The 25,706-nt window shown below is 33.7% G+C and carries 21 protein-coding genes; 13 read left to right on the top strand and 8 right to left on the bottom strand.

Going from position 1 to position 25,706, the window contains the following annotated elements:
- Window positions 1-155 precede the first annotated feature (155 nt).
- The 4 genes from ileS to ACQ654_RS15390 all read left to right on the top strand — a co-directional run bounded on the left by ileS (window position 156) and on the right by ACQ654_RS15390 (window position 5,546).
- Entirely contained in the window at window positions 156-3,566 is a 3,411-nt protein-coding gene (gene ileS / locus ACQ654_RS15375) for an isoleucine--tRNA ligase (protein WP_430411228.1), read from the top strand.
- 6 nt (window positions 3,567-3,572) lie between these two features.
- Complete coding sequence (locus tag ACQ654_RS15380) at window positions 3,573-3,953, top strand: TraR/DksA family transcriptional regulator (RefSeq protein ID WP_430411229.1); 381 nt, start codon at window positions 3,573-3,575, stop codon at window positions 3,951-3,953.
- Window positions 3,954-4,202: 249 nt separating this feature from the next.
- A complete protein-coding gene (locus ACQ654_RS15385; RefSeq protein WP_430411230.1) occupies window positions 4,203-4,823 on the top strand; it encodes a hypothetical protein in 621 nt (206 codons plus the stop codon).
- Between the two features lie 54 nt (window positions 4,824-4,877).
- Window positions 4,878-5,546: a lipoprotein signal peptidase gene (locus ACQ654_RS15390; RefSeq protein ID WP_430411231.1), complete on the top strand. Its 669-nt coding sequence runs from the start codon at window positions 4,878-4,880 to the stop codon at window positions 5,544-5,546.
- Window positions 5,547-5,637: 91 nt separating this feature from the next.
- On the opposite strand, the gene ACQ654_RS15395 is transcribed toward ACQ654_RS15390, so the two are convergent.
- Window positions 5,638-6,201: a 5-formyltetrahydrofolate cyclo-ligase gene (locus ACQ654_RS15395; RefSeq protein ID WP_430411232.1), complete on the bottom strand. Its 564-nt coding sequence runs from the start codon at window positions 6,199-6,201 to the stop codon at window positions 5,638-5,640.
- 262 nt (window positions 6,202-6,463) lie between these two features.
- Here ACQ654_RS15395 and uvrC point away from each other — a divergent pair, with 262 nt between their 5' ends.
- Together uvrC and ACQ654_RS15405 are read left to right on the top strand one after the other, a co-directional pair.
- Window positions 6,464-8,254 (top strand): excinuclease ABC subunit UvrC, encoded by a 1,791-nt coding sequence (uvrC, locus tag ACQ654_RS15400; RefSeq protein WP_430411233.1) that lies wholly within the window; start codon window positions 6,464-6,466, stop codon window positions 8,252-8,254.
- Between the two features lie 10 nt (window positions 8,255-8,264).
- On the top strand, window positions 8,265-10,490 hold the full coding sequence (locus tag ACQ654_RS15405) for a patatin-like phospholipase family protein (protein WP_430411234.1): 2,226 nt from the start codon (window positions 8,265-8,267) through the stop codon (window positions 10,488-10,490).
- On the opposite strand, the gene ACQ654_RS15410 is transcribed toward ACQ654_RS15405, so the two are convergent.
- Window positions 10,468-10,965, bottom strand: a complete 498-nt coding sequence (locus tag ACQ654_RS15410) for a hypothetical protein (protein WP_430411235.1) — start codon at window positions 10,963-10,965, stop codon at window positions 10,468-10,470. The two genes, ACQ654_RS15405 and ACQ654_RS15410, sit on opposite strands and share 23 nt — an antisense overlap.
- The gene (locus tag ACQ654_RS15415) at window positions 10,958-11,503 is read right to left on the bottom strand and encodes a hypothetical protein (RefSeq protein WP_430411236.1); all 546 of its coding nucleotides are present in this window, start codon (window positions 11,501-11,503) and stop codon (window positions 10,958-10,960) included. The genes ACQ654_RS15410 and ACQ654_RS15415 overlap by 8 nt, the downstream gene beginning before the upstream one ends.
- Before the next feature lie 324 nt (window positions 11,504-11,827).
- Between ACQ654_RS15415 and ACQ654_RS15420 the strand changes: the two genes are divergently transcribed.
- The 3 genes from ACQ654_RS15420 to ACQ654_RS15430 all read left to right on the top strand — a co-directional run bounded on the left by ACQ654_RS15420 (window position 11,828) and on the right by ACQ654_RS15430 (window position 15,563).
- Entirely contained in the window at window positions 11,828-12,997 is a 1,170-nt protein-coding gene (locus ACQ654_RS15420) for a homogentisate 1,2-dioxygenase (protein ID WP_430411237.1), read from the top strand.
- A gap of 217 nt (window positions 12,998-13,214) precedes the next feature.
- Window positions 13,215-14,378 carry a 4-hydroxyphenylpyruvate dioxygenase gene (gene hppD, locus ACQ654_RS15425; protein WP_430411238.1) on the top strand — a complete coding sequence of 388 codons (1,164 nt, stop codon included), beginning with the start codon at window positions 13,215-13,217 and terminating at the stop codon, window positions 14,376-14,378.
- A 240-nt stretch (window positions 14,379-14,618) separates the two neighbouring features.
- Window positions 14,619-15,563, top strand: coding sequence for a tryptophan 2,3-dioxygenase family protein (locus ACQ654_RS15430; protein WP_430411239.1), 945 nt, complete (start codon window positions 14,619-14,621; stop codon window positions 15,561-15,563).
- A 645-nt stretch (window positions 15,564-16,208) separates the two neighbouring features.
- On the opposite strand, the gene ACQ654_RS15435 is transcribed toward ACQ654_RS15430, so the two are convergent.
- From ACQ654_RS15435 to ACQ654_RS15455, 5 genes are all read right to left on the bottom strand, one after another.
- On the bottom strand, window positions 16,209-16,445 hold the full coding sequence (locus tag ACQ654_RS15435) for a hypothetical protein (RefSeq protein WP_430411240.1): 237 nt from the start codon (window positions 16,443-16,445) through the stop codon (window positions 16,209-16,211).
- 169 nt (window positions 16,446-16,614) lie between these two features.
- Complete coding sequence (locus ACQ654_RS15440) at window positions 16,615-16,851, bottom strand: hypothetical protein (protein WP_430411241.1); 237 nt, start codon at window positions 16,849-16,851, stop codon at window positions 16,615-16,617.
- A gap of 166 nt (window positions 16,852-17,017) precedes the next feature.
- Complete coding sequence (locus ACQ654_RS15445; RefSeq protein ID WP_430411242.1) at window positions 17,018-17,629, bottom strand: hypothetical protein; 612 nt, start codon at window positions 17,627-17,629, stop codon at window positions 17,018-17,020.
- Between the two features lie 213 nt (window positions 17,630-17,842).
- The gene (locus ACQ654_RS15450) at window positions 17,843-18,694 is read right to left on the bottom strand and encodes a T9SS type A sorting domain-containing protein (protein ID WP_430411243.1); all 852 of its coding nucleotides are present in this window, start codon (window positions 18,692-18,694) and stop codon (window positions 17,843-17,845) included.
- Window positions 18,695-18,797: 103 nt separating this feature from the next.
- Window positions 18,798-20,573 (bottom strand): tetratricopeptide repeat protein, encoded by a 1,776-nt coding sequence (locus tag ACQ654_RS15455; protein ID WP_430411244.1) that lies wholly within the window; start codon window positions 20,571-20,573, stop codon window positions 18,798-18,800.
- 290 nt (window positions 20,574-20,863) lie between these two features.
- Here ACQ654_RS15455 and ACQ654_RS15460 point away from each other — a divergent pair, with 290 nt between their 5' ends.
- Genes ACQ654_RS15460 through pgi form a run of 4 tightly spaced genes read left to right on the top strand, consistent with a single transcriptional unit; the run spans window position 20,864 to window position 25,550 of the window.
- On the top strand, window positions 20,864-21,640 hold the full coding sequence (locus ACQ654_RS15460) for a DUF3108 domain-containing protein (protein WP_430411245.1): 777 nt from the start codon (window positions 20,864-20,866) through the stop codon (window positions 21,638-21,640).
- 6 nt (window positions 21,641-21,646) lie between these two features.
- On the top strand, window positions 21,647-22,612 hold the full coding sequence (locus ACQ654_RS15465; RefSeq protein WP_430411246.1) for a tryptophan 2,3-dioxygenase family protein: 966 nt from the start codon (window positions 21,647-21,649) through the stop codon (window positions 22,610-22,612).
- Window positions 22,609-23,901, top strand: coding sequence for a peptidoglycan DD-metalloendopeptidase family protein (locus tag ACQ654_RS15470; protein WP_430411247.1), 1,293 nt, complete (start codon window positions 22,609-22,611; stop codon window positions 23,899-23,901). Before ACQ654_RS15465 ends, ACQ654_RS15470 begins: the two co-directional genes overlap by 4 nt.
- A gap of 5 nt (window positions 23,902-23,906) precedes the next feature.
- Window positions 23,907-25,550, top strand: coding sequence for a glucose-6-phosphate isomerase (gene pgi, locus ACQ654_RS15475; protein WP_430411248.1), 1,644 nt, complete (start codon window positions 23,907-23,909; stop codon window positions 25,548-25,550).
- Window positions 25,551-25,706 lie beyond the last annotated feature (156 nt).

Below are 25,706 nucleotides of genomic sequence, written 5' to 3' on the forward strand. Positions count from 1 at the left end.
AAAATTGTAAGTTGAACTCATCTTGCTGAAAAGCGAGATCTAAGGCTTTTATATCTTACAGAAATTTCTATCGAGTTAAATAGCTTTTATATTTTTAACACATTACAATTCAATGAAATTCATTAATTTCGCAAATCCAATATACAGCAGAAAAAATGGCTCATAAATTTAAAGAATACAAAGGACTAGACTTACCAGTAGTTGCAGACGAAATACTAAACTATTGGGAAGACAACAATATCTTTGAAAAAAGTATAAATTCAAGAGAAGGCGCTGAATCATTCGTATTTTTCGAAGGACCACCGTCAGCAAACGGATTACCCGGAATTCACCACGTATTAGCCAGAGCGATAAAAGATATCTTCTGTCGCTACAAAACACAAAAAGGATATCAAGTAAAACGTAAAGCAGGTTGGGACACACACGGACTTCCTATAGAACTAGGTGTTGAAAAAGAATTGAAAATCACCAAAGAAGACATTGGTACAAAAATCACCATAGAAGAATACAACGAAGCTTGTAAAAAAGCAGTCATGCGTTATACAGACATCTGGAATAACATGACGCGCCGAACAGGATATTGGGTAAACATGGATGATCCGTACATAACGTACAAATCAAAATACATGGAAAGCGTTTGGTGGTTGCTAAAACAAATCTATGACAAAGATTTAATGTATAAAGGATACACAATCCAGCCTTACTCACCAAAAGCAGGAACAGGATTAAGTTCGCACGAACTAAATCAACCCGGAACGTATCAAGATGTAACAGATACAACCATAGTTGCGCAATTTAAAACCATCAAAGAAACATTACCAGAAGCGTTACAAAACATAAAAGGTGATGTGCATTTCTTAGCATGGACAACAACACCGTGGACATTACCATCAAACACAGCATTAACGGTTGGGTCAAAAATTGATTACGTTGTTGTAAAATCATACAATCAATACACATTTGAACCAATCAATATAGTATTGGCAAAAAAACTTGTTGGAAAACAATTTGCAGGTAAAAAATTCGCAAAAGTAGAAACACAAGAAGAATTAACAGCTTACAAAGAAGGTGATAAAAAAATACCATACTTAGTTTCAACCGAACACAAAGGAAAAGACTTAGTAGGTATCAAATATGAGCAATTGCTAGACTATGCGTTGCCATATGAAAATGCAGCAAATGCATTCAGAGTGATTGCTGGAGATTTCGTAACTACAGAAGACGGAACAGGAATTGTACACACAGCGCCAACATTTGGACAAGATGATGCTTTGGTGGCAAAACAAGCAACACCTGAAGTTCCTCCATTATTAGTAAAAGATGAAAACGATAACTTAGTTCCGTTAGTAGACTTACAAGGTAAATTTAGACCCGAAATGGGCGAATTGGCTGGAAAATATGTCAAAAACGAATACTATGCTGACGGAGAAGCTCCTGAAAAATCAGTTGATGTCGAATTGGCCATCAAACTAAAAACTGAAAACAAAGCATTCAAAGTAGAAAAATATGTCCATAGTTACCCAAATTGCTGGCGTACGGACAAACCAATATTATACTATCCGTTAGATTCATGGTTTATCAAAATCACGGATGTAAAAGATAAAATGTACGATTTAAACCAAACCATCAATTGGAAACCAAAATCAACTGGTGAAGGACGTTTTGGAAACTGGATTGCAGGCGCAAACGATTGGAACTTATCACGTTCACGTTTCTGGGGAATTCCACTACCAATATGGCGTACAGAAGACGGCAAAGAAGAACTAATGATTGGTTCGTTAGCCGAATTAAAATCTGAAATCAAAAAAGCAATTGCTGTAGGAGTAACATCTGAAGATGTATACGCCGATTTTGAAGCAGGAAACATGTCTGAAGAAAACTATGACAAAGTAGACTTACACAAACATATAGTTGACGAAATCACGCTAGTTTCGCCTTCTGGACAACCAATGAAGCGCGAAAGTGACTTAATTGATGTTTGGTTCGATTCTGGCTCAATGCCGTATGCACAATGGCATTATCCGTTTGAAAACAAAGAACTCATAGACAACAACGAAAGCTATCCAGCAAACTTCATAGCCGAAGGTGTCGATCAAACTCGTGGTTGGTTCTATACGCTTCACGCAATTGGCGCCATGGTATTTGATTCGGTAGCCTACAAAAATGTAGTGTCAAACGGTTTAGTATTGGACAAAGACGGACAAAAAATGTCCAAACGTCTCGGAAATGCAGTTGATCCATTCACAACATTAGACACGTACGGAGCCGATGCAACGCGTTGGTACATGATTTCAAACGCAAATCCTTGGGATAACTTAAAATTTGATTTAGAAGGAATTGCAGAAGTGCGACGTAAATTCTTCGGAACGTTATACAACACCTATTCGTTCTTCTGTCTATACGCAAACATTGACAATTTCAGCTATAGCGAAAAAGAAATTGCATTAACAGATCGTCCAGAAATAGATCGTTGGATACTTTCAGAACTACATACCTTAATCAAAAATGTAGATCAATTCTACGCAGAATACGAACCAACACGTGCGGCAAGAGCAATCTCTGAATTTGTGCAAGAAAACTTAAGTAACTGGTTTGTACGATTGAGTAGAAGAAGATTTTGGAAAGGCGATTATCAGCACGATAAAATATCTGCTTACCAAACATTATACACATGTATGTTAAATGTTGCCAAGTTAGGCGCGCCAATTGCGCCTTTTTATATGGACAGACTTTACAAAGATTTAACGGAAGCAACAACTACAGAAAACTTTGAAAGTGTACATTTGGCTAAGTTTCCAACGTATGATGAAACATTCATTGACAAGTCGTTAGAACGAAAAATGGAAAATGCGCAAACAATATCTTCCTTAGTATTATCGTTAAGAGCTAAAGAAAAGATCAAAGTGCGTCAACCATTACAACGAATCATGATTCCGGTGTTGGATGCGGAAATAAAAGAGGAAATTTTGGCTGTAGCCGAATTAATAAAATCTGAAGTAAATGTCAAAGAAATTGAATTACTAGACGATGCTTCTGGAATATTAGTAAAGCAAATAAAGCCAAACTTTAAAGTTCTTGGGCCAAAATTTGGAAAAGATATGAAAGCCGCCGCGGCTGTAATTATGCAATTTGGACAAGAAGAAATAGCCGAAATTGAAAAAACAGGGAAAATCCCCGTTGTAATTAACGGAAAAAATAGTACATTAGACATAACTGAAGTTGAAATAACTTCTCAAGATATCGAAGGTTGGTTAGTAGCCAATTCGGGAGGAATAACAGTAGCGTTAGATGTAACAATTACGGATGAATTACGTAAAGAAGGAATTGCAAGAGAACTTGTAAACAGAATTCAAAACTTGCGTAAAGATTCAGGATTTGAAGTCACAGACAAAATACATGTATCACTACAAAAAGATGAACATTTAGTAGATGCTATACAAAGTAATTTAGAATATATAAAAGTGGAAACACTCACAAAAGAATTAGTCTTTGTAGATAAACTAGAAAATGGAATAGAAATTGCTTTCGATGACGTAAACACCATATTGTTTATTAAAAAAATGTAACACATCATGGAAGATACTAAAATAAGATACTCAGACAAGCAACTTGGAGAATTTAAAGGCTTAATTCAAGACAAAATTGATCAAGCACAAAAAGACTTAACATTGTTAAAAAGTGCGTATATGAATGACCATAATAATGGTACAGACGATACGTCACCAACATTCAAAGCATTTGAAGAAGGTTCGGAAACGATGTCAAAGGAAAAAAACATGCAATTGGCTATCCGACAAGAAAAATTTATCCGTGATCTAAAAAATGCTCTAATTCGTATAGAAAACAAAACGTACGGAATTTGCAGAGTTACAGGGAAATTAATCAATCCTGAGCGTCTTAAACTAGTTCCACATGCTACCTTAAGCATTGAAGCAAAAAACATGCAAAAATAACAGCTATATACTTTACGAAAAGCGCTCAATGAGCGCTTTTTTTGTTAGTGAAACTCAATCTTGATACGTCTGCAAGACATAATCAAGATTGTAAGTTGAACTAATCCCACTGAAGAGTGAGATCGTTGTGATTATAGTGAGAATTTTTAATTTTACTATTTAGTCAATATCAAAGTTGATTCAGGATAAAAAAACACAAATCAACGAATCAACGAATAACAGAAGCGAAGCGATAAATATTAAGTCAAAATGTTTAAAATAAAGTACATACTGCCTTTCCTTCTTTTTATAACAACCTGTTGTTTTGCCCAAAAAATAACACAACAAACACTTTCTATATACGAAATAGATGAAATCCGAATCAATACGGATAAAATATTTCAACTCAATATCATCAGTACCAATGCCAACGTAATAAAAATTGAAACAAGAATGGAAGGCGAATACTTTCGCGATCTAAACATTATTACAGCAACAAAAAACAAGCAAATTCAACTCTCATGTGAATTAGCAGAAAATTTCGAAATTCCTAACGACAAACTAAGTGCACATAAAGTCTTTTCGGTAACCATGAATATCTACCTTCCAAAAAAACTAAAAGTGCAACTAGAAGGTGACGGAACGCAAGTGCACATCAAAGGAAACTACAAAAGATTCCAAGCAATTTTAATCTCAGGAAACTTCACACTAACCAATTTTACAAGCGAGGCGGAAATTCAGACCAAAAAAGGAAACATTCTATACATCAACAAAAACATGCCTACGTTGGAAACACATACAAATCAGCATGCAATATTCTATAAAAAAGGAAAGAAAATAGAATTAAAAGCGAACAATGGAAAGATTACATATTCTGCTGATAAAGCATAAAATATTCTTATTTTAGCCAACTATTAGAATTTTCAAACGGAAATTGTACGACATATGTCATTAAAAAAAGCTATTGGAATCATTGTTTTGGTCTTACTTATTGATCAAATCAGTAAAATATACATCAAAACAAACTTTGTATTAGGCGAATCAGTAAATGTTTTTGGCTGGTTCAAAATTCTCTTTGTAGAAAACAGAGGAATGGCTTGGGGCGTTGAATTACCAGGTAATTACGGAAAATTATTCCTTACCTTATTTCGCTTATTTGCAATCTCTGCAATTGGTTATTGGTTGTATGATTCGGTAAAAAAGAAAAGCTCTCGAATTCTAATTGTTGCAATCGCGTTAATCTTTGCGGGCGCTTTTGGAAACATCATTGACTCAGTGTTTTACGGAATATTATTCAGTGAAAGTTCACCTGGTAGCGGATTGGCAACATTTATGCCCGAAGCTGGCGGTTATGCATCTGTATTTCACGGACACGTAGTAGACATGCTCTACTTTCCAATGGTTGATACTACTTGGCCAGAATGGATGCCGTGGCTTGGTGGCGATCGTTTTAGCTTCTTTGATCCTGTATTCAACGTTGCAGATTCAGCAATTACCATTGGCGTATTATTATTGTTAATCTTTAACAAAAGAGCATTTCCTAAGAAAGAAGTAGAACAAAGAAAAAGAGAAGTCTTAAAAGAAGTTGTTAAAGTGACTCCGGAAGAAGCATAGACTTAACTTCCTAATTCTATACAAATCGTCATTTCGAGTGATTTTTATGTTTTATAACCGTCAACACATAAAAATTATAACGAGAAACATTCTAAAACTCAAAAACCTCTTCAGGCGTTACACAAAAATCCAAACCAATATCAGTTGCATCAACAGCAAAAACAGTAGTTTCAGGAGGGAAGAACGACAAGCCAACTTTCATGACATCAGGTTTGCAATCTGCTAAAAAACGATCGTAAAATCCTTTTCCATACCCAATTCTATTTCCTTTGGTGTCGTACGCTAACAAAGGCACAAAAACCACATCAATTTTGTTGGAAGGTACTTCAATTCCGTCTACAGGTTCAGGAATATTATAGGCGTTCTTTTTAATAACGGTGTTATCTGTCAATAAAAAATGTGTCAAAGAATTGTCTTCAAAATCACTCTTAGACAAAATGATATCTTTATCTTTTCCTGCCAAAATATTCAAAATAAACTCGGTATCAACCTCTTTCTGTTCGGCAATCGTCAAAAACAACTGATAATATCGTTTCTCCCAAATTGGAAGTTTCAATAAATTATTAGCGATAGCCAAACTAAAATCGTCTACCTGTTCAGGAGTTAGTACATTTCGTAACGCTTTATATTGCTTTCGTAAGACAGATTTTGACATTCTAAAAAATTTGCAGTAAAAATACAAAGATAGCAATGTAACAGACAAACGTTTACTAGTAAAAGACTCCGTTCTGCTAAGGAGTTAGTTCAAAAAATAACTTTGAATTCGCTTTTATAAGCTTTTCAAAGTTAAATTTCACTAAAATAAAAAATGTAGAAATGGTATTGCTTTGTTTTTGGAATAATTGCTGTTAAATTTGTGGAAAGCCATTTTCCTTTTTAAACTCAATACTAAAATCTCAGTACACAATACTAGATACATGACCGAAGCACTCGCATTACAACTCAAAACACTTCCAACCAATCCTGGTGTTTATCAATACTATGATAAAGATGGAAAAATTCTGTATGTTGGAAAAGCAAAAAACCTCAAAAAACGCGTGTCTTCCTATTTCAATAAAAATCATGACTATGGGAAAACGAAAGTATTGGTTAAAAAAATCGCGTCCATCAAACACATTGTGGTTGCTACGGAAACGGATGCGTTGTTATTGGAAAACAATCTCATCAAAAAATACCAACCACGTTACAATGTATTGTTAAAAGATGACAAATCGTATCCGTGGATTTGCATCAAAAATGAACGTTTCCCAAGAGTATTTCAAACTCGCAGAATGATCAAAGATGGTTCTGAATACTTTGGTCCATACACAAGTGTAAAAACAGTCAGAACCTTATTAGACTTAATAAAAGGATTATATCCGTTGCGAACATGTAATTACGATTTATCTCATGAAAAAATAAACGCAGGCAAATACAAAGTCTGTTTAGAATATCACTTAGGAAACTGCAAAGGTCCATGTGAAGGTTATCAAACAATTCAAAACTACGATGAAGAAATCAAAGCGATTCGTGAAATCTTAAAAGGAAACTTCAAAGATTCTTTAGTACAATTTAAAGAGCAAATGAAGGAACACGCACTAGCAATGGAATTTGAAGATGCGCAAAAAGTAAAAGAAAAAGTAGAAATCTTAGAAAATTATCAAGCAAAATCAACGATTGTAAACCCTAAAATCAACAATGTAGATGTATTTTCTATTGTGTCGGATGAAAGTTTTGGATACATCAACTACCTACAACTTTCGTTAGGTTCTATTGTGCGTTCGCATACGCTAGAAATCAAAAAGAAACTAGACGAAACGGATAAAGAATTATTAGAACTCGCAATCACGGAAATTCACCAACGATTTGAAACAAATTCCAAAGAGTTATACGTTCCTTTCAAAGTAGAATTAGGAGAAAAATTCAAAATCACAATTCCAAAATTAGGCGACAAAAAACGAATCTTAGAGCTATCGTTGCGAAATGCTAAATATTACAGAATGGAGCGTTTCAAACAAATAAAACTAACAGATCCAGACAAACACGTAAATCGAATCATGATGCAAATGCAAAAAGATTTGCGTCTTTCGTCAGAACCAAGACACATTGAATGTTTTGACAACTCCAACATACAAGGAACACATCCTGTAGCGGCTTGTGTCGTATTCAGAAACGGAAAACCAAGCAAAAAAGAATACCGTCATTTCAACATAAAAACAGTGGAAGGACCAGACGATTTTGCTTCTATGGAAGAAGTTGTGTATCGCAGATACAAAAGATTAGTAGAAGAAAAGCAACCTTTACCACAATTAATTGTTATTGATGGTGGAAAAGGACAACTATCTTCGGCGTTAAAAAGTTTAGATGTATTAAATTTACGTGGAAAAATTGCAATCATCGGAATTGCAAAGCGATTGGAAGAAATATATTACCCAGGTGATTCAATTCCACTATATTTAGACAAAAAAAGTGAATCGCTCAAAATAATACAACAGTTACGAAATGAAGCACACCGATTTGGAATAACGTTTCATAGAAACAAAAGAAGTAATACTGCGTTAAATTCAGAACTGGAAACCATTGCTGGAATTGGCGAAAAAACAATAGTAGAATTGCTAAAGAAATTTAAATCTGTCAAACGAATTGCCGCTGCTTCTCGCGAAGAAATTGCCGCTGTAATTGGTGATAGCAGAGCTAAAAAAATATACGATAACTTTCATAAAAAATAAATTGCCTGCCATGAAAAAGTGGATATACATCTGCATAGTATTACTAAACATTGCTTTCATTTCGGCTCAAGAAGCTGTAAAAAAGAAACAAGACTACACCGTAGGTTTAGTCTTAAGCGGTGGTGGCGCAAAAGGATTGGCACATATTGGAACGCTTAAAATTATTGATAGTTTAGGCATTCGAGTAGACTATATTGGCGGAACAAGTATGGGCGCAATCATTGGCTCGTTATACGCTTCAGGATATTCTGGAAAGCAGATAGATTCTATCTTTCGAGAAACGGATTTTGAAGTCTTAATTCAAGATCAATTACCTCGATCTGTAAAAACATTTTACGAAAAGGAAGATGCGGAACGTTATGCAATTACCTTACCGTTTGAAAAATTTAAAGTTGCCTTTCCATCAGCTATTTCAAAAGGACAAAATGTTTACAACAAACTTGCGCAACTACTATTGCATGTAAAAGATATCAACGATTTTAATAACTTACCAATTCCGTTTCTCTGTATTGCTTCAGACATTGAAAAAGGGGAAGCAGTTGTTTTAGACAATGGTTATTTGCCAGATGCAATTACGGCAAGTGGCGCATTTCCATCACTATTTGAACCTATTGAAATGGGCGATCGTTTGCTTATTGATGGTGGTGTTACAAACAACTATCCAATTGACGAAATCAAAGCGAAAAACCCAGACATCATCATTGGAATTGATGTGCAAGATGGTTTGGCTGGACGCGAAAAGTTAAAATCTGCAATGGGCATTCTATCGCAAATTAATAACTTTCGAACGATCTACGATATGAAGAGGAAAAGTAAACAAACCGATGTTTACATTCGTCCAAATATAAAAGGATTCAGTGTCATTTCTTTTGATAGAGGCGCCGATCTTATTGAGCGTGGAGAAGAAGCCGGAAGAGCTAATATAAAAGCATTACAAGAAATTGCAGACAAGCAACTTGAAAAACCTAATAGAAAACCTGTCGTAGTTCAAGATTCAATAAAAATTAATTACATTCACTTACGTGGAAATAACAAATACACACGCTCATATGTGCGTGGAAAACTTCGATTTAAAACACCAGATACAATTCCTTTTAAAAAATTCACGGAAGGAATTAGCAACTTGGCGGCAACTGGAAACTTCTCAGGAATTCGTTACAAAACGTGGAAAAATGAAGATGGCTCAGAAGATATTATTCTCAACTTACGAGAAACACCAAGTACCATGTTTTTACGATTGGCGGCACATTATGATGATGTCTACAAAACGGCAGGATTAATTAATGTGACAAAGAAAAAAATACTATTTAACAATGATGTAGCTTCGTTCGATTTTATCATTGGTGACAACATTCGGTACAACTTTGAATACTATATTGACAAAGGCTATTATTGGAGTATTGGATTAAAATCAAGATTAAATACGTTTGAAAAAGGAATAAATTATGATTTGATAAGTGATGATAATACAAATCCTGATTTAAATAGAATTGATGTTTCAGTATCAGATTTCACCAATCAACTGTATGTGCAAACCGTAATAAGAGAAGAATTTGTATTTGGAATTGGCGCAGAACACAAACGCTTAAAAATTGATTCGGAAACCATTGTGCAAGGAAACAATAATGAAACGACATTTGAAAAAAGTGACTTCTTAAGTACATTTGGGTTCTTAAAATTAGACACGTATAACAAAAAGTACTTTCCATCTGAAGGACTGTTTTTTGCTGGAGATTTTCATTGGTATTTATATTCGTCAGATTACAATAAAAACTTTGACTTATTCTCTATCGCGAAAGCAAAAATTGGTTATGCAACACCATTATTTCATAATATATCGCTAAACATTTCGTCAGAAGGCGGATTCAAGCTCGGTGATACACAAGTAAATTCGTTAGACTTTGCTTTAGGAGGATTTGGAAACAACTTTATCAACAATTACACACCATTTTTAGGGTACGATTTTTTAAGTTTTGCAGGAAATAGCTTTGTAAAAGGAAGTATCACGCTCGATTATAATTTCTCATCCAAACATCACTTGAACCTTACGGCAAACTACGCCAATGTGGGTAACAATATATTTAGGAGTGGCGAATGGTTTAGTATTCCTGATTTTAATGGATATGGAATTGGATATGGTTTAGAAACATTTTTTGGTCCAGTACAAATAAAATATGCATGGACACCAGATGTACAGAAAGATCAATTGTACTTTAGTTTTGGATTTTGGTTTTAAGACTGCAAGTGAATATGTAATACCTGCAATTTCGAATTTGAGTATAATAACATTTGCACATTTCTTTTGTAACAACCGAATCTCCTGTTTCTAACTGTATCTCCTTTCCTTTTTCTTTTTCAAGATTTGCGAATGGAATAACTTTTTTGCTAAATCCTTTGTATACAATTTCCAAATAACTGTTTGGAGTAATCTTGGTTTTATCATAACGAAGTTGCAAAAAACCATCAAAATCTGAATAGGCACTATAACAAGATTCCTCAGCAACAACCAATTGTGATGCAACCAATACTAATGGATTTCCTTGTATGTCAGTAATTTTACAATATAAATAGCTTTTATTTTCAATAGATTTCTCTTCATCTTCAATGTGTTGAATATCTTTATAAACAATTACAGGTGGCGGCTCCAAAAGCTGTTTGGATTTACGCGAAAAAAGAAGAATACTTAGCAAAACAAGTAAATACCTAGTCATAACAATCATTTAAAACAGCACGATTCAACTGAACTCGATGTACATTTCCATCTTCAAAAATTACTTTCCAAAGCACATATTTATTTCTAAACTTTTGCTTTATCCGAACTTGTTTTTTGAGTTCTTCATTCACTAAATCAACATAAAAACCAGTAAATTTCCTCTGTTCACAACTATATTTAGGAACATATAAAAAATGACTACCAAACATTGTGTTTCCTTTAATTTTTATCGTGTGTAACTGTCCATTATCATAATACTTTATATAATTAAACACTGAATTATCTTCAAATCCATTCGTATACTGCGTAACAAAATAAGTTTCTTTTCCTGTACTGATTTTGTAAAATCCGTTTAAAGGATTGTTTTCTCTCAGATGAAAATAGCGTTTTTCAATAGTTGGTTTTGTTCGTATATCAAAAAGTGTATCAATCTTACTAATAATATTTTTCTGATGAATAAAAAGTGTATCCTGCTTTACTTGTGCAAAAGCTGTAAAAGTGAATAAAAATAGTATGAATGCAAGTACATACTTCATTATAATAATTTAGTGAAACGGCCCATTTTTCAATACGAAGTTGATAAAATACTGTATAAAATCCTCAAAATTAAAGCCAAACATGACTTCAATCATTAAAAATCTCCAAATAATTCCGATATTTGTGTACAACTGATAAAAAATCAGCTACTAAAATTACACAAGTGAAACCTTTTTGGAACGACTTACTAGCGCATTTACACTATCTTATCAAGCGAAATCCTGAATAAGACAGCGTTGTTTTTTTGCTAAATGTGACATCATTTCTTCACATTTTTCTATATCTTATCACATCATTTTTTACGATTACAAAAAAATAACACTATGCCTTTTTATCATAAATTAGGAAATATTCCACCTAAAAGACACACGATATTCAGAAAGCCAAACGGCGATTTATATTACGAACAACTCTTTGGAACCATCGGTTTTGACGGAATGTCCACCAATAGTTACCACGAACACCGACCAACGCAAGTAAAAGAAATTCGAAAACAATACAGCGTTGCACCAAAAATTGCGAAAGCAAATAACATACAATCGTATCGCTTGCGCGGATTTCAAGTGGCGCCCGAACAAGATTATTTAGACAGTAGGAAAATAGTCTTAACAAACAGTGATTGCAACATCATTTTAGCGGCTCCGAAAGAATCTACTCGTGAGTATTTCTACAAAAATACAGATGCTGACGAACTCATCTTCATTCACAAAGGAACAGGAAAACTGCGCACAATGCTCGGAAATCTTGATTTCAAATATGGAGATTATCTATTAGTTCCACGCGGAATTATTTATAAACTAGATTTTGATACAGATGATAACAGATTATTCATTGTTGAATCGTATCGACCAATATACACACCAAAACGGTACAGAAACTGGTTTGGTCAACTCTTAGAACATTCACCATTTTGTGAGCGCGATCTTAGAAGACCTGAAGAGTTAGAAACTCACAACGAAAAAGGCGACTTCTTAATCAAAGTAAAAAAGCAAGGAGATATTTTCGAAATGGTGTATGCAACACATCCTTTTGATGTTGTTGGATATGATGGTTACAACTATCCGTACGCGTTTTCAATTCACGACTTTGAACCGATTACAGGACGAATTCACCAACCGCCACCAGTACATCAAACCTTTGAAACGGATGCGTTTGTAGTCTGTTCGTTTGTACCTAGATTATACGATTATCATCCAGAAAGTATTCCTGCACCATACAATCATAGTAATATTGATAGTGATGAGGTGTTATACTATGTTGATGGCGATTTTATGAGCAGAAACGATATTGAAGCAGGACACATTTCGTTGCATCCGGCAGGAATTCCACACGGACCACATCCTGGTGCTGTAGAACGAAGTATTGGAAAAACAGAAACGGAAGAATTGGCAGTAATGGTAGACACATTCAAACCATTGCAAGTAACGGAAGAAGCCATGAAAATTGCTGATGAAGATTATTACAAATCTTGGTTAGAAAACGGAAAACACTGATGACACACACAACTAAAATTGCAACGCATGTACGAGCAATGTGGTAAATATGATATACTCAATGTGAGTTTACAAGGAATCAAGTAGCGTCAATTCGAGTGATTTTTGGAAAAAATTGTATCAAGAATAATTGAATGTTCAGATTAAGAACGACTCACGCGACTAACAAACTACAAGGCTTAAAATACAAATTGCGAATGCACTAAAAAATAAAAAGATGGCAGCAGAAATAAAAAACTTAAAAGATTTACAAAATACAGAATACGGACTCAAAAAATTATTTGAAGATGCGGAAGACTTTCTTCCGTTACTAGGAACTGACTATGTAGAATTATATGTTGGAAACGCAAAACAATCAGCGCACTTCTACAAAACGGCATTTGGTTTTCAATCAGAAGCCTATGCAGGTTTAGAAACAGGATTAACGGACAGAGTTTCGTATGTATTAAAGCAAGATAAAATTCGATTGGTTTTAACAACACCACTTGGAAAAGGTGGAGAAATCAACGAACACATTGATTTACATGGTGATGGTGTAAAAGTAGTAGCACTTTGGGTAGATGATGCCACAAAAGCATTTGAAGAAACTACGAAAAGAGGAGCGAAACCATACCTAGAACCTACCAAAGAAGAAGATGAAAACGGATATGTAATGCGTTCAGGAATTTACACCTACGGAGAAACGGTTCACATATTTGTAGAACGTAAAAACTACAATGGTTTGTTCTTGCCAGGCTATAAAAAGTGGGAATCTCACTATAATCCTGCGCCAGTTGGACTAAAATTTATTGACCACATGGTAGGAAATGTAGGTTGGGGAGAAATGAAAGATTGGTGCGAATTCTATGCAAAAGTAATGGGCTTTGCGCAAATTATCTCGTTTACGGATGATGACATTTCTACAGATTTTACGGCGTTGATGAGTAAAGTAATGAGTAATGGAAACGGTAGAATCAAATTTCCAATCAACGAACCAGCAGAAGGAAAAAAGAAATCGCAAATAGAAGAATACTTAGACTTTTACAATGGTCCAGGTGTACAACACATTGCAGTTGCTACCGATAATATTATAGAAACAGTTTCGCAAATGCGCGAAAGAGGCGTTGAATTCTTATATGTTCCGGAAACGTATTATGACGATTTACTAGAAAGAGTTGGTGATATTGACGAAGATGTAGAAGAACTCAGAAAACACGGAATTCTAATTGATAGAGACGAAGAAGGGTATTTATTGCAAATATTTACAAAAACCATTGTAGACAGACCAACAATGTTCTTTGAAGTCATTCAACGTAAAGGCGCGCAATCATTTGGAGTCGGAAACTTCAAAGCATTATTTGAAGCAATTGAAAGAGAACAAGCAGCTCGCGGAACTTTATAATTATACAGTGAATATGATTCGTCATTGCGATCTCGTACTCGATGCGAGAGAAGCAATCTGTCAATCATAAAATAATAATGTCACATTGAGCATTACCTTCAATCAAAATATATTTTGATTGAAGGTAGCAAGTGAAACTTTAGAAATGCTTATAAAACGGATAGTTTTTTGAGTTCTCGACTGCGCTCCAAATGACAATCTGAATTGAAACAAGAATCATTCTCTCCAAAAAAATACAACATGACTAGAGAAGAATTACTAGCCGCCATAGACAAAAAATACTTGGATATGGGACAAGATCCTGATGTGCATCTTTCAGGATTATTACATGCGGAACCTATGAAATACTGGGATTACGTTCAATTAGATGCACTTTTAGGATTACAAACGCAACGTACACAATTGCCCGATGAAATGGTTTTTATCATGTATCATCAAATCAATGAATTGGTGTTTAAAATGATTCTGTGGGAAATGCAACAAATAGCACACACAGAAAATATTGAACCTGAAAAATTTGTCATGCATCTCATGCGTATTAGTCGTTATTTTGATATGCTTTCCAACTCGTTTGATATTATGGGCGAAGGAATGGAAGTAGAACAATACATGAAATTCCGTGATACGTTAACGCCTGCAAGCGGTTTTCAATCGGCACAATATCGTAAAATTGAAATTGCTTCTACAGAATTGATCAATTTAATAGATTACAGATTTAGAACTACAATTGATCGTGAAACACCATACTTACACGCATACAACAATATGTATTGGCAAGTTGCTGGAAATGATCATAAAACTGGAAAACGCAGTAAATTGATGGTTAACTTTGATGAGAAATACAAAAAAGAACTCATTGGTTGGATGAAAGAATACAACACAATCAATTTATGGACAAAATTTAAGCAATTGCCAAGAAACTATCAAAATGACAAAGCATTAATAAACGCAATGCGTCATTATGATCATACGGTAAATATTAGTTGGGTAATGCACCATTACGATGCGGCTGGAAAATATATAAACTCTGATAAAGGAAACGCAGCAGCTACTGGTGGAAGCGATTGGCAAAAGTATATGCATCCAAAATATCAAAAAAGAATCTTTTTTCCAGAATTATGGAGTGAAGAAGAGCTAAAAAATTGGGGAATCACCAATTTAGAAGGTTACAAAACGATACAATAGCCAAAATCACGAATGTGAAAAACGTCAAAATGTTGAATATTCTTTAATAAAACGAAAAATTCATTGAATATTCATCAATAAGCATCGACGAAATACTGTTATGAATGTAAAAATTCTGTTAAAGTCAAATACTATGCTTGCATAATATAAATGTCGTTTTATATTTGCAGTGCAAAAGCGAGTGGTTTCCTTTTGCGACTTTAAGAAAAGAAATTTTTCATAATTTAAAGTTTTGGTTGGTTAATAAATAAAGAAAAGCTCGATCCTATGATCGGGCTTTTTTTATTGGTTGTTTTGCCGAAAATTGATATGATATTGAATACTTTGTAATAAAATTCACGTTTTGTTGAGAATTTGCTACAAAATAGAGATGAACTACAGTTGTGAGTGTAAAAATACTGTTAAAGTAAATTACTATGCTTGCATAACATAAATGTCGTTCTATATTTGCAGTGCAAAAGCGAGTGGTTTCCTTTTGCGACTTTAAAAAGAGAGATTTTCATAATTTAAAGTTTTGGTTGGTTAATAAAAAAAGAACTCGATCTTCGGATCGAGTTTTTTTTTGCTCTGTATTTACGACCACCAAAAAAAAGACTGTCAAAAATATATTGACAGCCTTTTACAATCATTCAATCGTTAATACTATTAAACTGGCAATTGTATTGTTGGACAAAATCTAGTTGGGCCAGATCCACAGCCATTATTTGTTGGGCCACAACCAGCACATGTATTTGCACACGTATTTGCACATGTAGCCGCTTCTGTTGGGCAACACGAGTTTCCGTGACATGTAATTGTTCCTCCTCCATTAAGTTGATCTTGTGTTAGTTGAGAAATAGTAGATTTTCTAATTTCTAACTTTTGAAATTTTTGTTTTTTCATGATTCATAAAATTTTGAAATAATTCCTACTCTATAAGCTTTTCGGATTCCGCTATGTAAAAAAGCAACTGTTCGTAATTTGATGTGTTTGATTGAAATAAAAAATTGACATAGTTAAAACTACAGGGTAGTCTTAATTGCTTTTTTATATTTAATAAAATTACCTAACATTACGCTGGACAATATCTTGTTTCTGGACAGATATCTGTCGGAGATATTGTTCCACATGTAAACTGGCATGTATTACCACACGTATTGGCACACGTATTTGCACAAGTAGCCGCTTCTGTTGGACAACACGAGTTTCCGTGACATGTAATTGTTCCTCCTCCATTGAGTTGATCTTGTGTTAATTGAGAAATAGTAGACTTTTTAATTCCCAACTTTTGAAATTTTTGTTTTTTCATGATTAATAAATTTTTGAATTGATTCCTACTCTATAAGCTTTTCAGATTCCGCTATGTAAAAAGGCAACTGTTCGTAATTTTGATTGATGAGAAAAAAATTATAAATGGTATCTAATTGTGATAGTTACTTTTTTTAATATTTGATGATTCAATTGTTGGCTATTTTTTAAAAAGTACATTGATTTGCGGCGTTGTTACATTCGGTAGCAATACGTGACAATCGTCTATTAAATTCTGGAGAATTCCCAATACCTTTGGCAACATCAACAATACCTCTTGCATTTAAAATAGTGGTCCAGTAAATTCCTCCAGCTACGTCAGGTTCTCGTAATAACAAACCTCTGTAAGCGATATATACTTTCTTCTTTATTTGGTTGCTTGTAATATTATTTCTGCTTAAAAAAGATAGATACCGAGAGTTCCATCGTTGATTTGCTTCTGCAGAAGTGATGAATCCTGCCGCCAGTCCTTCAAAACCTTGTGTTCTTCTGATATTAATCCAATAACTCACAACACTTGCATTTTCTGGACAACGTTCTAAGTATGATAAATACGCAAGTCGTACCACACAATGATCGTCTATGTTTCTATTTGGAATGTTTGGCGGACTAAAATCTGGAGTGTATGGAATTCTTCCTTCAATACTTTTACTAGCAGTAACCGTTTCTTCTGGTTCGGATGTTAATTCCTCTGTTTGACAACCAATAAGATATAATGATCCTACAATCATGGAAAGGACGAGCACAAAATAGCGAGCTTTAAAAATTAGTTTTTTCATAGATATTTATTTTTTTTGAATTGATTCCTACTTTGTTAAGGCTTTTCGGATGCTACCTATCTCGATCAAGACAACTCAAAGTTATGTAGCACTATTTCTGAAAACAAACGAAGTATTTTCAGATTTATAAATTTGTGTAAATGCAATCTTCACACACAAAAAAACCATCTGCGTTTAGCACACAGATGGTTTCGTTTTTTGAAGTGTATTGTTTTATTCTTTAATAATAGTTTTGACTTGCGTAAATGTTCCTTGTTGTATTGTACAGAAGTACATTCCTTTCGGCAAATTAGAAGTATCTAAGTTGTAACGTGTTTTATTTGCATTCTTTGTAAAATTAGTCAAGCTATGTTCGCTAACTTTCAATCCTTTGTCATTAAAAATAGCTACTTGTAATGGCATAGTTGGTGCAGATGGATTTTCTGTTCCATTTTCGGTAAATTCAATTGTCAAATAATTAACGCTTGGATTTGGATACGTTGTCACAGCAGCATTTCTGCCACTTGGCGCAGGATGAGCAGCGTTTACAAATATTATTTTCTTAAAATGAACTGAGTTATCCTCATTTCCTTCAAGATAATCTTGTCGAGTTTTATACCTTAATAATTCAATGGTAACCTGATAAACAGTTGGACGCATATAGTAGACTACTTTCGCTACGTGAGGATAGTCATTTGACGAAAAAAGTTTGGAAACTTCCCCCTTTTTCTTTCTCACTGGCGGAATAATGACTGGAGCAGTTGCACCCAGCAGTGGGTCTGGAAGTGTAATAGGTGCATTAGAACCTATTGGTAAAAAATAACAGCTCAACCAGAAAAATCCATCACTATGGAGATCTGATTTATACTCCAGACTAATATTGTAATTAATAAAGTCATGCCTGTAATCTATATTGTGATTATCTTCAGTAAGTAATTCAAATGTTTGCCCTGACGGACCATCTTCAATCGTAAGTGTCAAATCAATTTGATTTTCAACTTCCGCAAATGAGTACATGTCTTGTGCGTTTATTTTTATCATAAAAAATAAACAGAATGTGGTAAGTGTGTAAATTTTTAATTTCATAACAATCGAGTTTTTTGATTATACTCTAGTAAAGTATGAATATTTAAATGTTCGCTACAAAGGGTAACTGTTCATATTTATAAATTTAAACAAAATAAGTACGTTAATTCTTAATTTTTTTAACATAATACGAAGGATTTAGCCCAGTTTTGTTTTTAAACTCCTTAATAAAGGTGGTGGCACTTTTATATCCTATTTCTGTAGAAATTGCATGAATTGTATACGATCGAAAGACAGCATCTTCTTTAAGCTTTACCAAAACATAGTCAATTCTGAGTTTATTTAAGTATTGACTAAATGATTGTTTTTCAACCGCATTTAACGCTTGTGACAAATAGGTTGTATTTGTGTTTAATAATTTTGCTGTATTGTGTAATGTAGCATCTTGCGAAAGGAAAAATTGTGTTTCTTCTAAATCGTGTAATTTTTCGAGAATGAGTTTGGCTTTTTCATCTTTAATTTTTGAAACTTGCGATACTTCTTTAGACTTTTTCGACGCTTTATCCTTTGAAATGTCTTCAATAATGGCTAAAAACTTTTGTTCGTTTAACTTGGTTTTTTTGTGATATGATAAAAAAACGAAAAGCACAATCAATAACAAGATGGCCGAAATGAACAAAATAATTCGTTTGTCCACTAAGCTTTGCGTTTTTTCATTTTCTAACTTCTCATTTTTCATTTTCTGTTCATTCATATCATCTTCAAACAAAATTTCTTTGGCTAATGATTTTCGCTTATTCTTTGCGTCACTAACTTCTTTTTGTTTATGTAAATAAAATATTTGCTTTTCTTTATCTCCTAAAATTTTGGAAATATCAATAGCCAATTCATACATTTCTACGGTCTTGTCAGTATTTGTTTGATTGCCAATACGTTCAAAATTACTATCTAACAGCGCCAGCGCTTCATCGTATCTTTCTAGTTTATCATAATTTTTGGCGATAAAATAATTCGCAATAAATTTATTATTCTCCAAATCACTAAAATCACGCAACATATACTTTCCATCTTTCAAAAAACCGAGTGATTTATCGTAGCGTCCTTTTTTATAATAAATATGACCCAAGTTAATATTGAAATAAGCTTCGTGCTTTTCATCTTTTTTCTCTTTACTAAACCGAATTCCTTCGTTATTAATTTGTTCGGCTTCTTCAAGTCTGTTCAATTCAGAAAGTGCTAATCCTTTCCCTAAAGTGGCACTCAAATACGTTTCATCATATTGTGAAAAAGTAGTGCTATCTTCCTCTTTCATAATTGTTAACACGTTATTAAAATCTTTTAAGGCATCTTCAAACCGACGTAATTTTAAACGTGTATTTGCAATATTTGTCAGGCATAATATCTCATAAGGAGAATCTTCTATAAGGTTTGATAATCTTTTTGCAGACAAATACGATTCAAGAGCTTCATCGTAATTTCCTATGACATACAAAGAGCTTCCTAATAGTGAATAACTAGAAATTCCTTGAAGCGTATCTTGTAATTTAGTTGCCAGTTTTACAGACAAACTTCCATAGCGTATAGCTTCATTATAATCAGATTTTAAATAATACATATACGTCATTTGAAAACTAGAAAAATATTGAATTTCATAATCGTTTTCTTTTTTCCCTCTTTGTAAATAAGAATTGCAGTAAGCCAAGCCCAAAATAGTATCTTTTTTCTCTTGGAAAGTATCTACAATCAACTCTTCAATCGCATCTATAGAGTCAGATTCCGAAATAAACAATTGCATCGCTTGAGAAATTGAGACATTTGGTTTTTGGTTAGACTCTTGTGCTGTTGCGCTGTAAGAAAAAAATGTAAAAGCACTCAGTATACTAATGTATAATGCCTGAACTCGAATCGTTGGTAGTGTGCAATAAATGCTTGTAATCATAACATAGGTTTGTAAGAAGTCGGCTCATAAAGTAATCAGAAATATACAATATATTCTTGAATCATATATTTGTTAACTGTTATTTTTTTTATAGTTTACAGCTTGTCGTATGAAAATCAAGGATTTTAAAATTCTGATGATGTACAAAGGTGAAAACAGTAAAAAAGACAGGTCATTTTATAGTAAATATTAATTTCTACGCTTTTTTTTGGAATAGTAATTGCGTTACAACAATAAATTAACAAAAAGTAACAAGTATTTTATTATTTTTACAAACCTTTACATCAAACATGAAACGTACATTTACTATACTATGCTTGCTGGTATGCATTGCATCACAAGCGCAACAAAAAAATAATGCATTCAAATCTGGCGAATGGTTCAAATTTAGAATCCACTACGGAATCATAAACGCGAGTTATGCCACACTAGAAGTTAAAGACGAATATCTTAATGGGAAAAGTGTATTTCATGTCGTTGGAAAAGGAAAAACGACAGGATTTGCAAGTTGGTTTTTCAAAGTAGACGACAATTACGAAAGCTACTTTGACAAAGAAACTGGCACGCCATACAAATTCATCAGAAAAATTGATGAAGGCGGACACACAAAAGATATTGAAATTGACTTCAATTACAACAAGCAAAAAGCTGTAGTTAACAACAAAAAACACAACACAAAAAAGGAGTACAACATAGAAAAAGATGTGCAAGACATGGTTTCGGCGTTTTATTACTTGCGAAACAATTATGATGTTTCAGACATTAAAGTAGGAGAAGAAATTGTGTTGAATATGTTTTTTGACAAAGAAAACTTCAAATTCAAGCTAAAATACTTAGGAGAAGAAGTAATGCGTACCAAATTTGGAAAAGTTGCTTGTCTAAAATTTAGACCGTACGTACAAGCTGGACGTGTTTTTAAGGAAAATGAAAGTTTAACATTATGGGTTTCTAATGATGAAAACAAAATTCCAATTCGTATCAAAGCGAAACTTGCTGTAGGTTCATTAAAAGCAGATTTAGATGCATTCAAAGGATTAAAGCATCCTTTCAAAATAATAGTAGATTAAAGAAATATGGAAATTCCACCAGAAATTGCGGAACGAATTGAAAAATTAGACAAGAAATACACAAATTCTGGGCAAGACTTAGGCTCATATCTTGACGGCTTATTGCATCAACGATATTTAACCTATTGGGAATACATTCACTTAGATACCTTACTCAGTTTACAAATACCACGCACGTTTTTTCCTGATGAAGAAATCTTCATTATGTATCATCAAATCACTGAATTATACTTCAAACTCATCATTCATGAGCAAAAGCAACTCATTGATGACAAACACCAAACGGCAGCATTTTTTACACAACGCATTCATCGAATCAACAATTATTTCAAAGCATTAATATCTTCTTTCGAAATCATGATTAATGGTATGGAAAAAGAACAATTCTTAAACTATCGAATGTCGTTGTTGCCAGCTAGCGGGTTTCAATCCGCACAATACAGAATGATTGAATTGTATGCAACACCACTAGAAAACTTAGTGCATTATTCAGTACGAGATCAATTTTCAGTAGAAAACACCTTAGACGATTTATACGAAAACATCTATTGGAAAAAAGGTGCAACAGATAGTGAAACAGGAGAAAAAACACTTACGTTAAAACAATTTGAATACAGATATACGCCACGTTTCATGCGAATTGCCAATGAAGTTAAAATGAGCACAATATATCACCGTTATTTAGCGTTGCCTTCAGAAGTAAAACAAAACAAAAATTTAATTTCAGCATTAAAAAGTCTAGATTTAAACGCAAATGTCAATTGGCCATTAATGCATATGGGATCAGCATATCGCTACTTAAGACGTGAAAAAAAGACTATTGAAGCAACTGGTGGAACAAATTGGAGAGAATATTTACCGCCAAGTTTTCAGAAAGTCATCTTTTTTCCAGAAATTTGGAGCGAAAATGAAAAAAATGACTGGGGAAAAGAATGGGTAGACCATATCTTCAATACAGAAAGGAAACAATGAGAATAGGGAAAATTTTACTGCTTACACTACTGTTAATAGGTTTCAACGCATGTAAAGAAACCAAAGAGGAACCAAAAGAAACGGTACAGATAGAAGCGCCAGCTCCTGACCCGATGGAATTCGGATTTCACTTAAATGACTACGTTGTTGTAAAAGATACGGTGCGAAATGGAGATAGCTTTGGGAAAATTCTTGAAAAAAACAACATTGGCTACGGAACTGTTTTCAATATTGTAGAACAAACAAAAGACACATTTGATATCAGTAGAATTACTGCTGGAAAACCATATACACTATTATGTACAAAAGATGATTCGCTTCAACGACCAGAATGTTTCATATACCAACCAAATAGTATTGATTATGTGGTGATAAAATTTAAAGACTCAATCAATGCGTATACGGAAAGTAAACCTGTCAAAATAGTAGAAAAAGAAACATCAGGTGTTATTACAAGTTCGTTATCGGGTGCAATTGACGAAGCTGGCTTAAGTCAAAAATTAGTAGGTGAAATGTCTGATATTTATGCATGGACAATTGATTTCTTTCGTTTGCAAAAAGGAGATCAATACAAGCTTATTTATACCGAAAAATATATAAATGATACCACTTTCGTGGGAATTGAAAAAATAAAAGCGGCATACTTCAAACACAACGACGAACCATTTTATGCCTTTGAATTTGAAACCGATAGCGTAAAACAAATTGTAGATTACTATGATGAAAATGCTAAAAACTTACGTCGTGCATTCCTAAAAGCACCTTTAATTTTTAAAAATATCCGTATCACATCACGATACAACTTACGAAGACGCATCAAACTATACGGAAACAGAATTAGAGCGCACAAAGGAACAGACTTTGCCGCACCACGCGGAACACCAATTATTTCCACAGCCAATGGCGTTGTGGTTGAATCTGCGCGTAGAGGCGGAAACGGAAACTACGTAAAAGTAAAACACAACAGTACCTACACAACACAATACTTACACATGAAAAAGCGTAAAGTAAAAGTAGGCGACTTTGTAAAACAAGGAGACGTAATTGGTTGGGTTGGAATGACAGGAAACACTTCTGGTCCGCATGTATGTTATCGTTTCTGGAAAAATGGAAAACAAGTAGATCCATTCAAACAAAAACTACCCGACGCCGATCCTATTGATGCAACACTAAAAGCATCCTATTTAGAACACATTAAACCGTTAAAAACTCAAATTGACGGCATTGAAGAAGTACCGCTTCCACCACAAGATATTATAGAACAAGCACCAATAACTGCTATAAACTAAAACTCATGTTAACAAACATAAATCCCACAGAAACTGAAGTTTGGAATAAACTTCAGGAGCATTTCTATGCAACGAAATCGTTTGCGTTAAAAGAATATTTTAAAACTGATACCGAAAGAGCCAATCGTTTTTCAATTCAATGGAAAGATTTCTACGTAGATTATTCTAAAAATCGAATCTCACAAGAAACGATGGATTTATTGTTAGAATTAGCTGATGAAGTAAATTTAAAAGAAAACATTCAAAAATACTTCGATGGCGATAGTATTAATGAAACAGAAGGAAGAGCTGTGTTACATACCGCTTTGCGCGAAAAAGAAAATGCTAAAGTTGATGTAGACGGAAAAAATATCATTCCTGAAATATATGAAGTAAAAGAAAAAATAAAACAATTCTCAGAAGCAGTCATTTCTGGAAGCAAAAAAGGACACACAGGAAAAGCTTTTACAGATGTTGTAAACATTGGTATTGGTGGTTCAGATTTAGGTCCGGCAATGGTAACAGAAGCATTACTGCACTACAAAAATCATTTAAATGTACATTTTGTATCCAATGTAGATGGCGATCATGTACAAGAAGTAATTAAAAATTTAAACCCAGAAACTACTTTATTTGTCATTGTTTCTAAAACATTTACTACACAAGAAACGTTGACAAATGCAATGACGATCAGAAAATGGTTTCTATCGCATGCGTCTGAAGAAGCAGTAGCAAAACACTTTGTGGCAGTATCTACAAATTTGGAAAAAATAAACGAATTCGGAATTGCTTCTGAAAACGTATTTCCTATGTGGAATTGGGTTGGCGGACGTTTTTCATTATGGAGCGCCGTTGGTTTATCTATTAGTTTGGCAACAGGTTATGACAACTTTGACAAACTATTAGCAGGCGCGCATGATATGGACGAACATTTTAAAACAGCTTCGTTTGATGAAAATATTCCTGTAGTTTTAGCATTGCTAAGTATATGGTATAACAATTTTTATGGAGCCGAAAGTGAAGCCATCATTCCATATACACAATACTTACATCGTTTTGCGGCATACTTGCAACAAGGAATCATGGAAAGTAATGGTAAAAGTGTAGACAGAAAAGGAAATCGTGTCAATTACGAAACAGGAACACTTATTTGGGGTGAACCTGGGACAAATTCGCAACATGCATTTTTTCAACTCATTCATCAAGGTACAAAATTGATTCCTGCGGATTTCATTGGCTATGTACATTCATTAAAAACGAATGTAGACCATCATGAAAAATTAATGGCTAACTTCTTTGCACAAACAGAAGCATTACTAAACGGAAAAACTAAAGAAGAAGTTAATGCTGAGCTTACCGCAAAAGGTATGCAAGCTTCTGAGATAGAAAAATTACTTCCATATAAAATATTTGAAGGAAACAAACCTACAAACACCATCTTAATAGACAAACTAACACCTGAAAGTTTAGGTGCATTAATTGCACTATATGAACACAAAATATTTGTACAAGGTGTTATTTGGAATATATTTAGTTACGATCAATGGGGAGTTGAGCTTGGAAAACAACTCGCAACTAAAATTTTAACTGACATTAAGAGTCCTGAAATTACGGAACACGACAGTTCAACTTCAAATCTTTTGAGATTCTTTAAAGAAAAGAGAAAATAAGTGTTAATAATTTAGTTTATATCTTAATTTACCACAAAACAATCAAATAAGTTAAAAGTGTATTTTTGAAGAAATGTTAAAATATTTAACATTCGCTTAATGTATGCATGCACAATAAATACGATTTTTGCGGCATTAAATAAACTAATAAAACTT

It is taken from the genome of Kordia sp. (genome assembly GCF_965283645.1).
Taxonomy (GTDB): domain Bacteria; phylum Bacteroidota; class Bacteroidia; order Flavobacteriales; family Flavobacteriaceae; genus Kordia.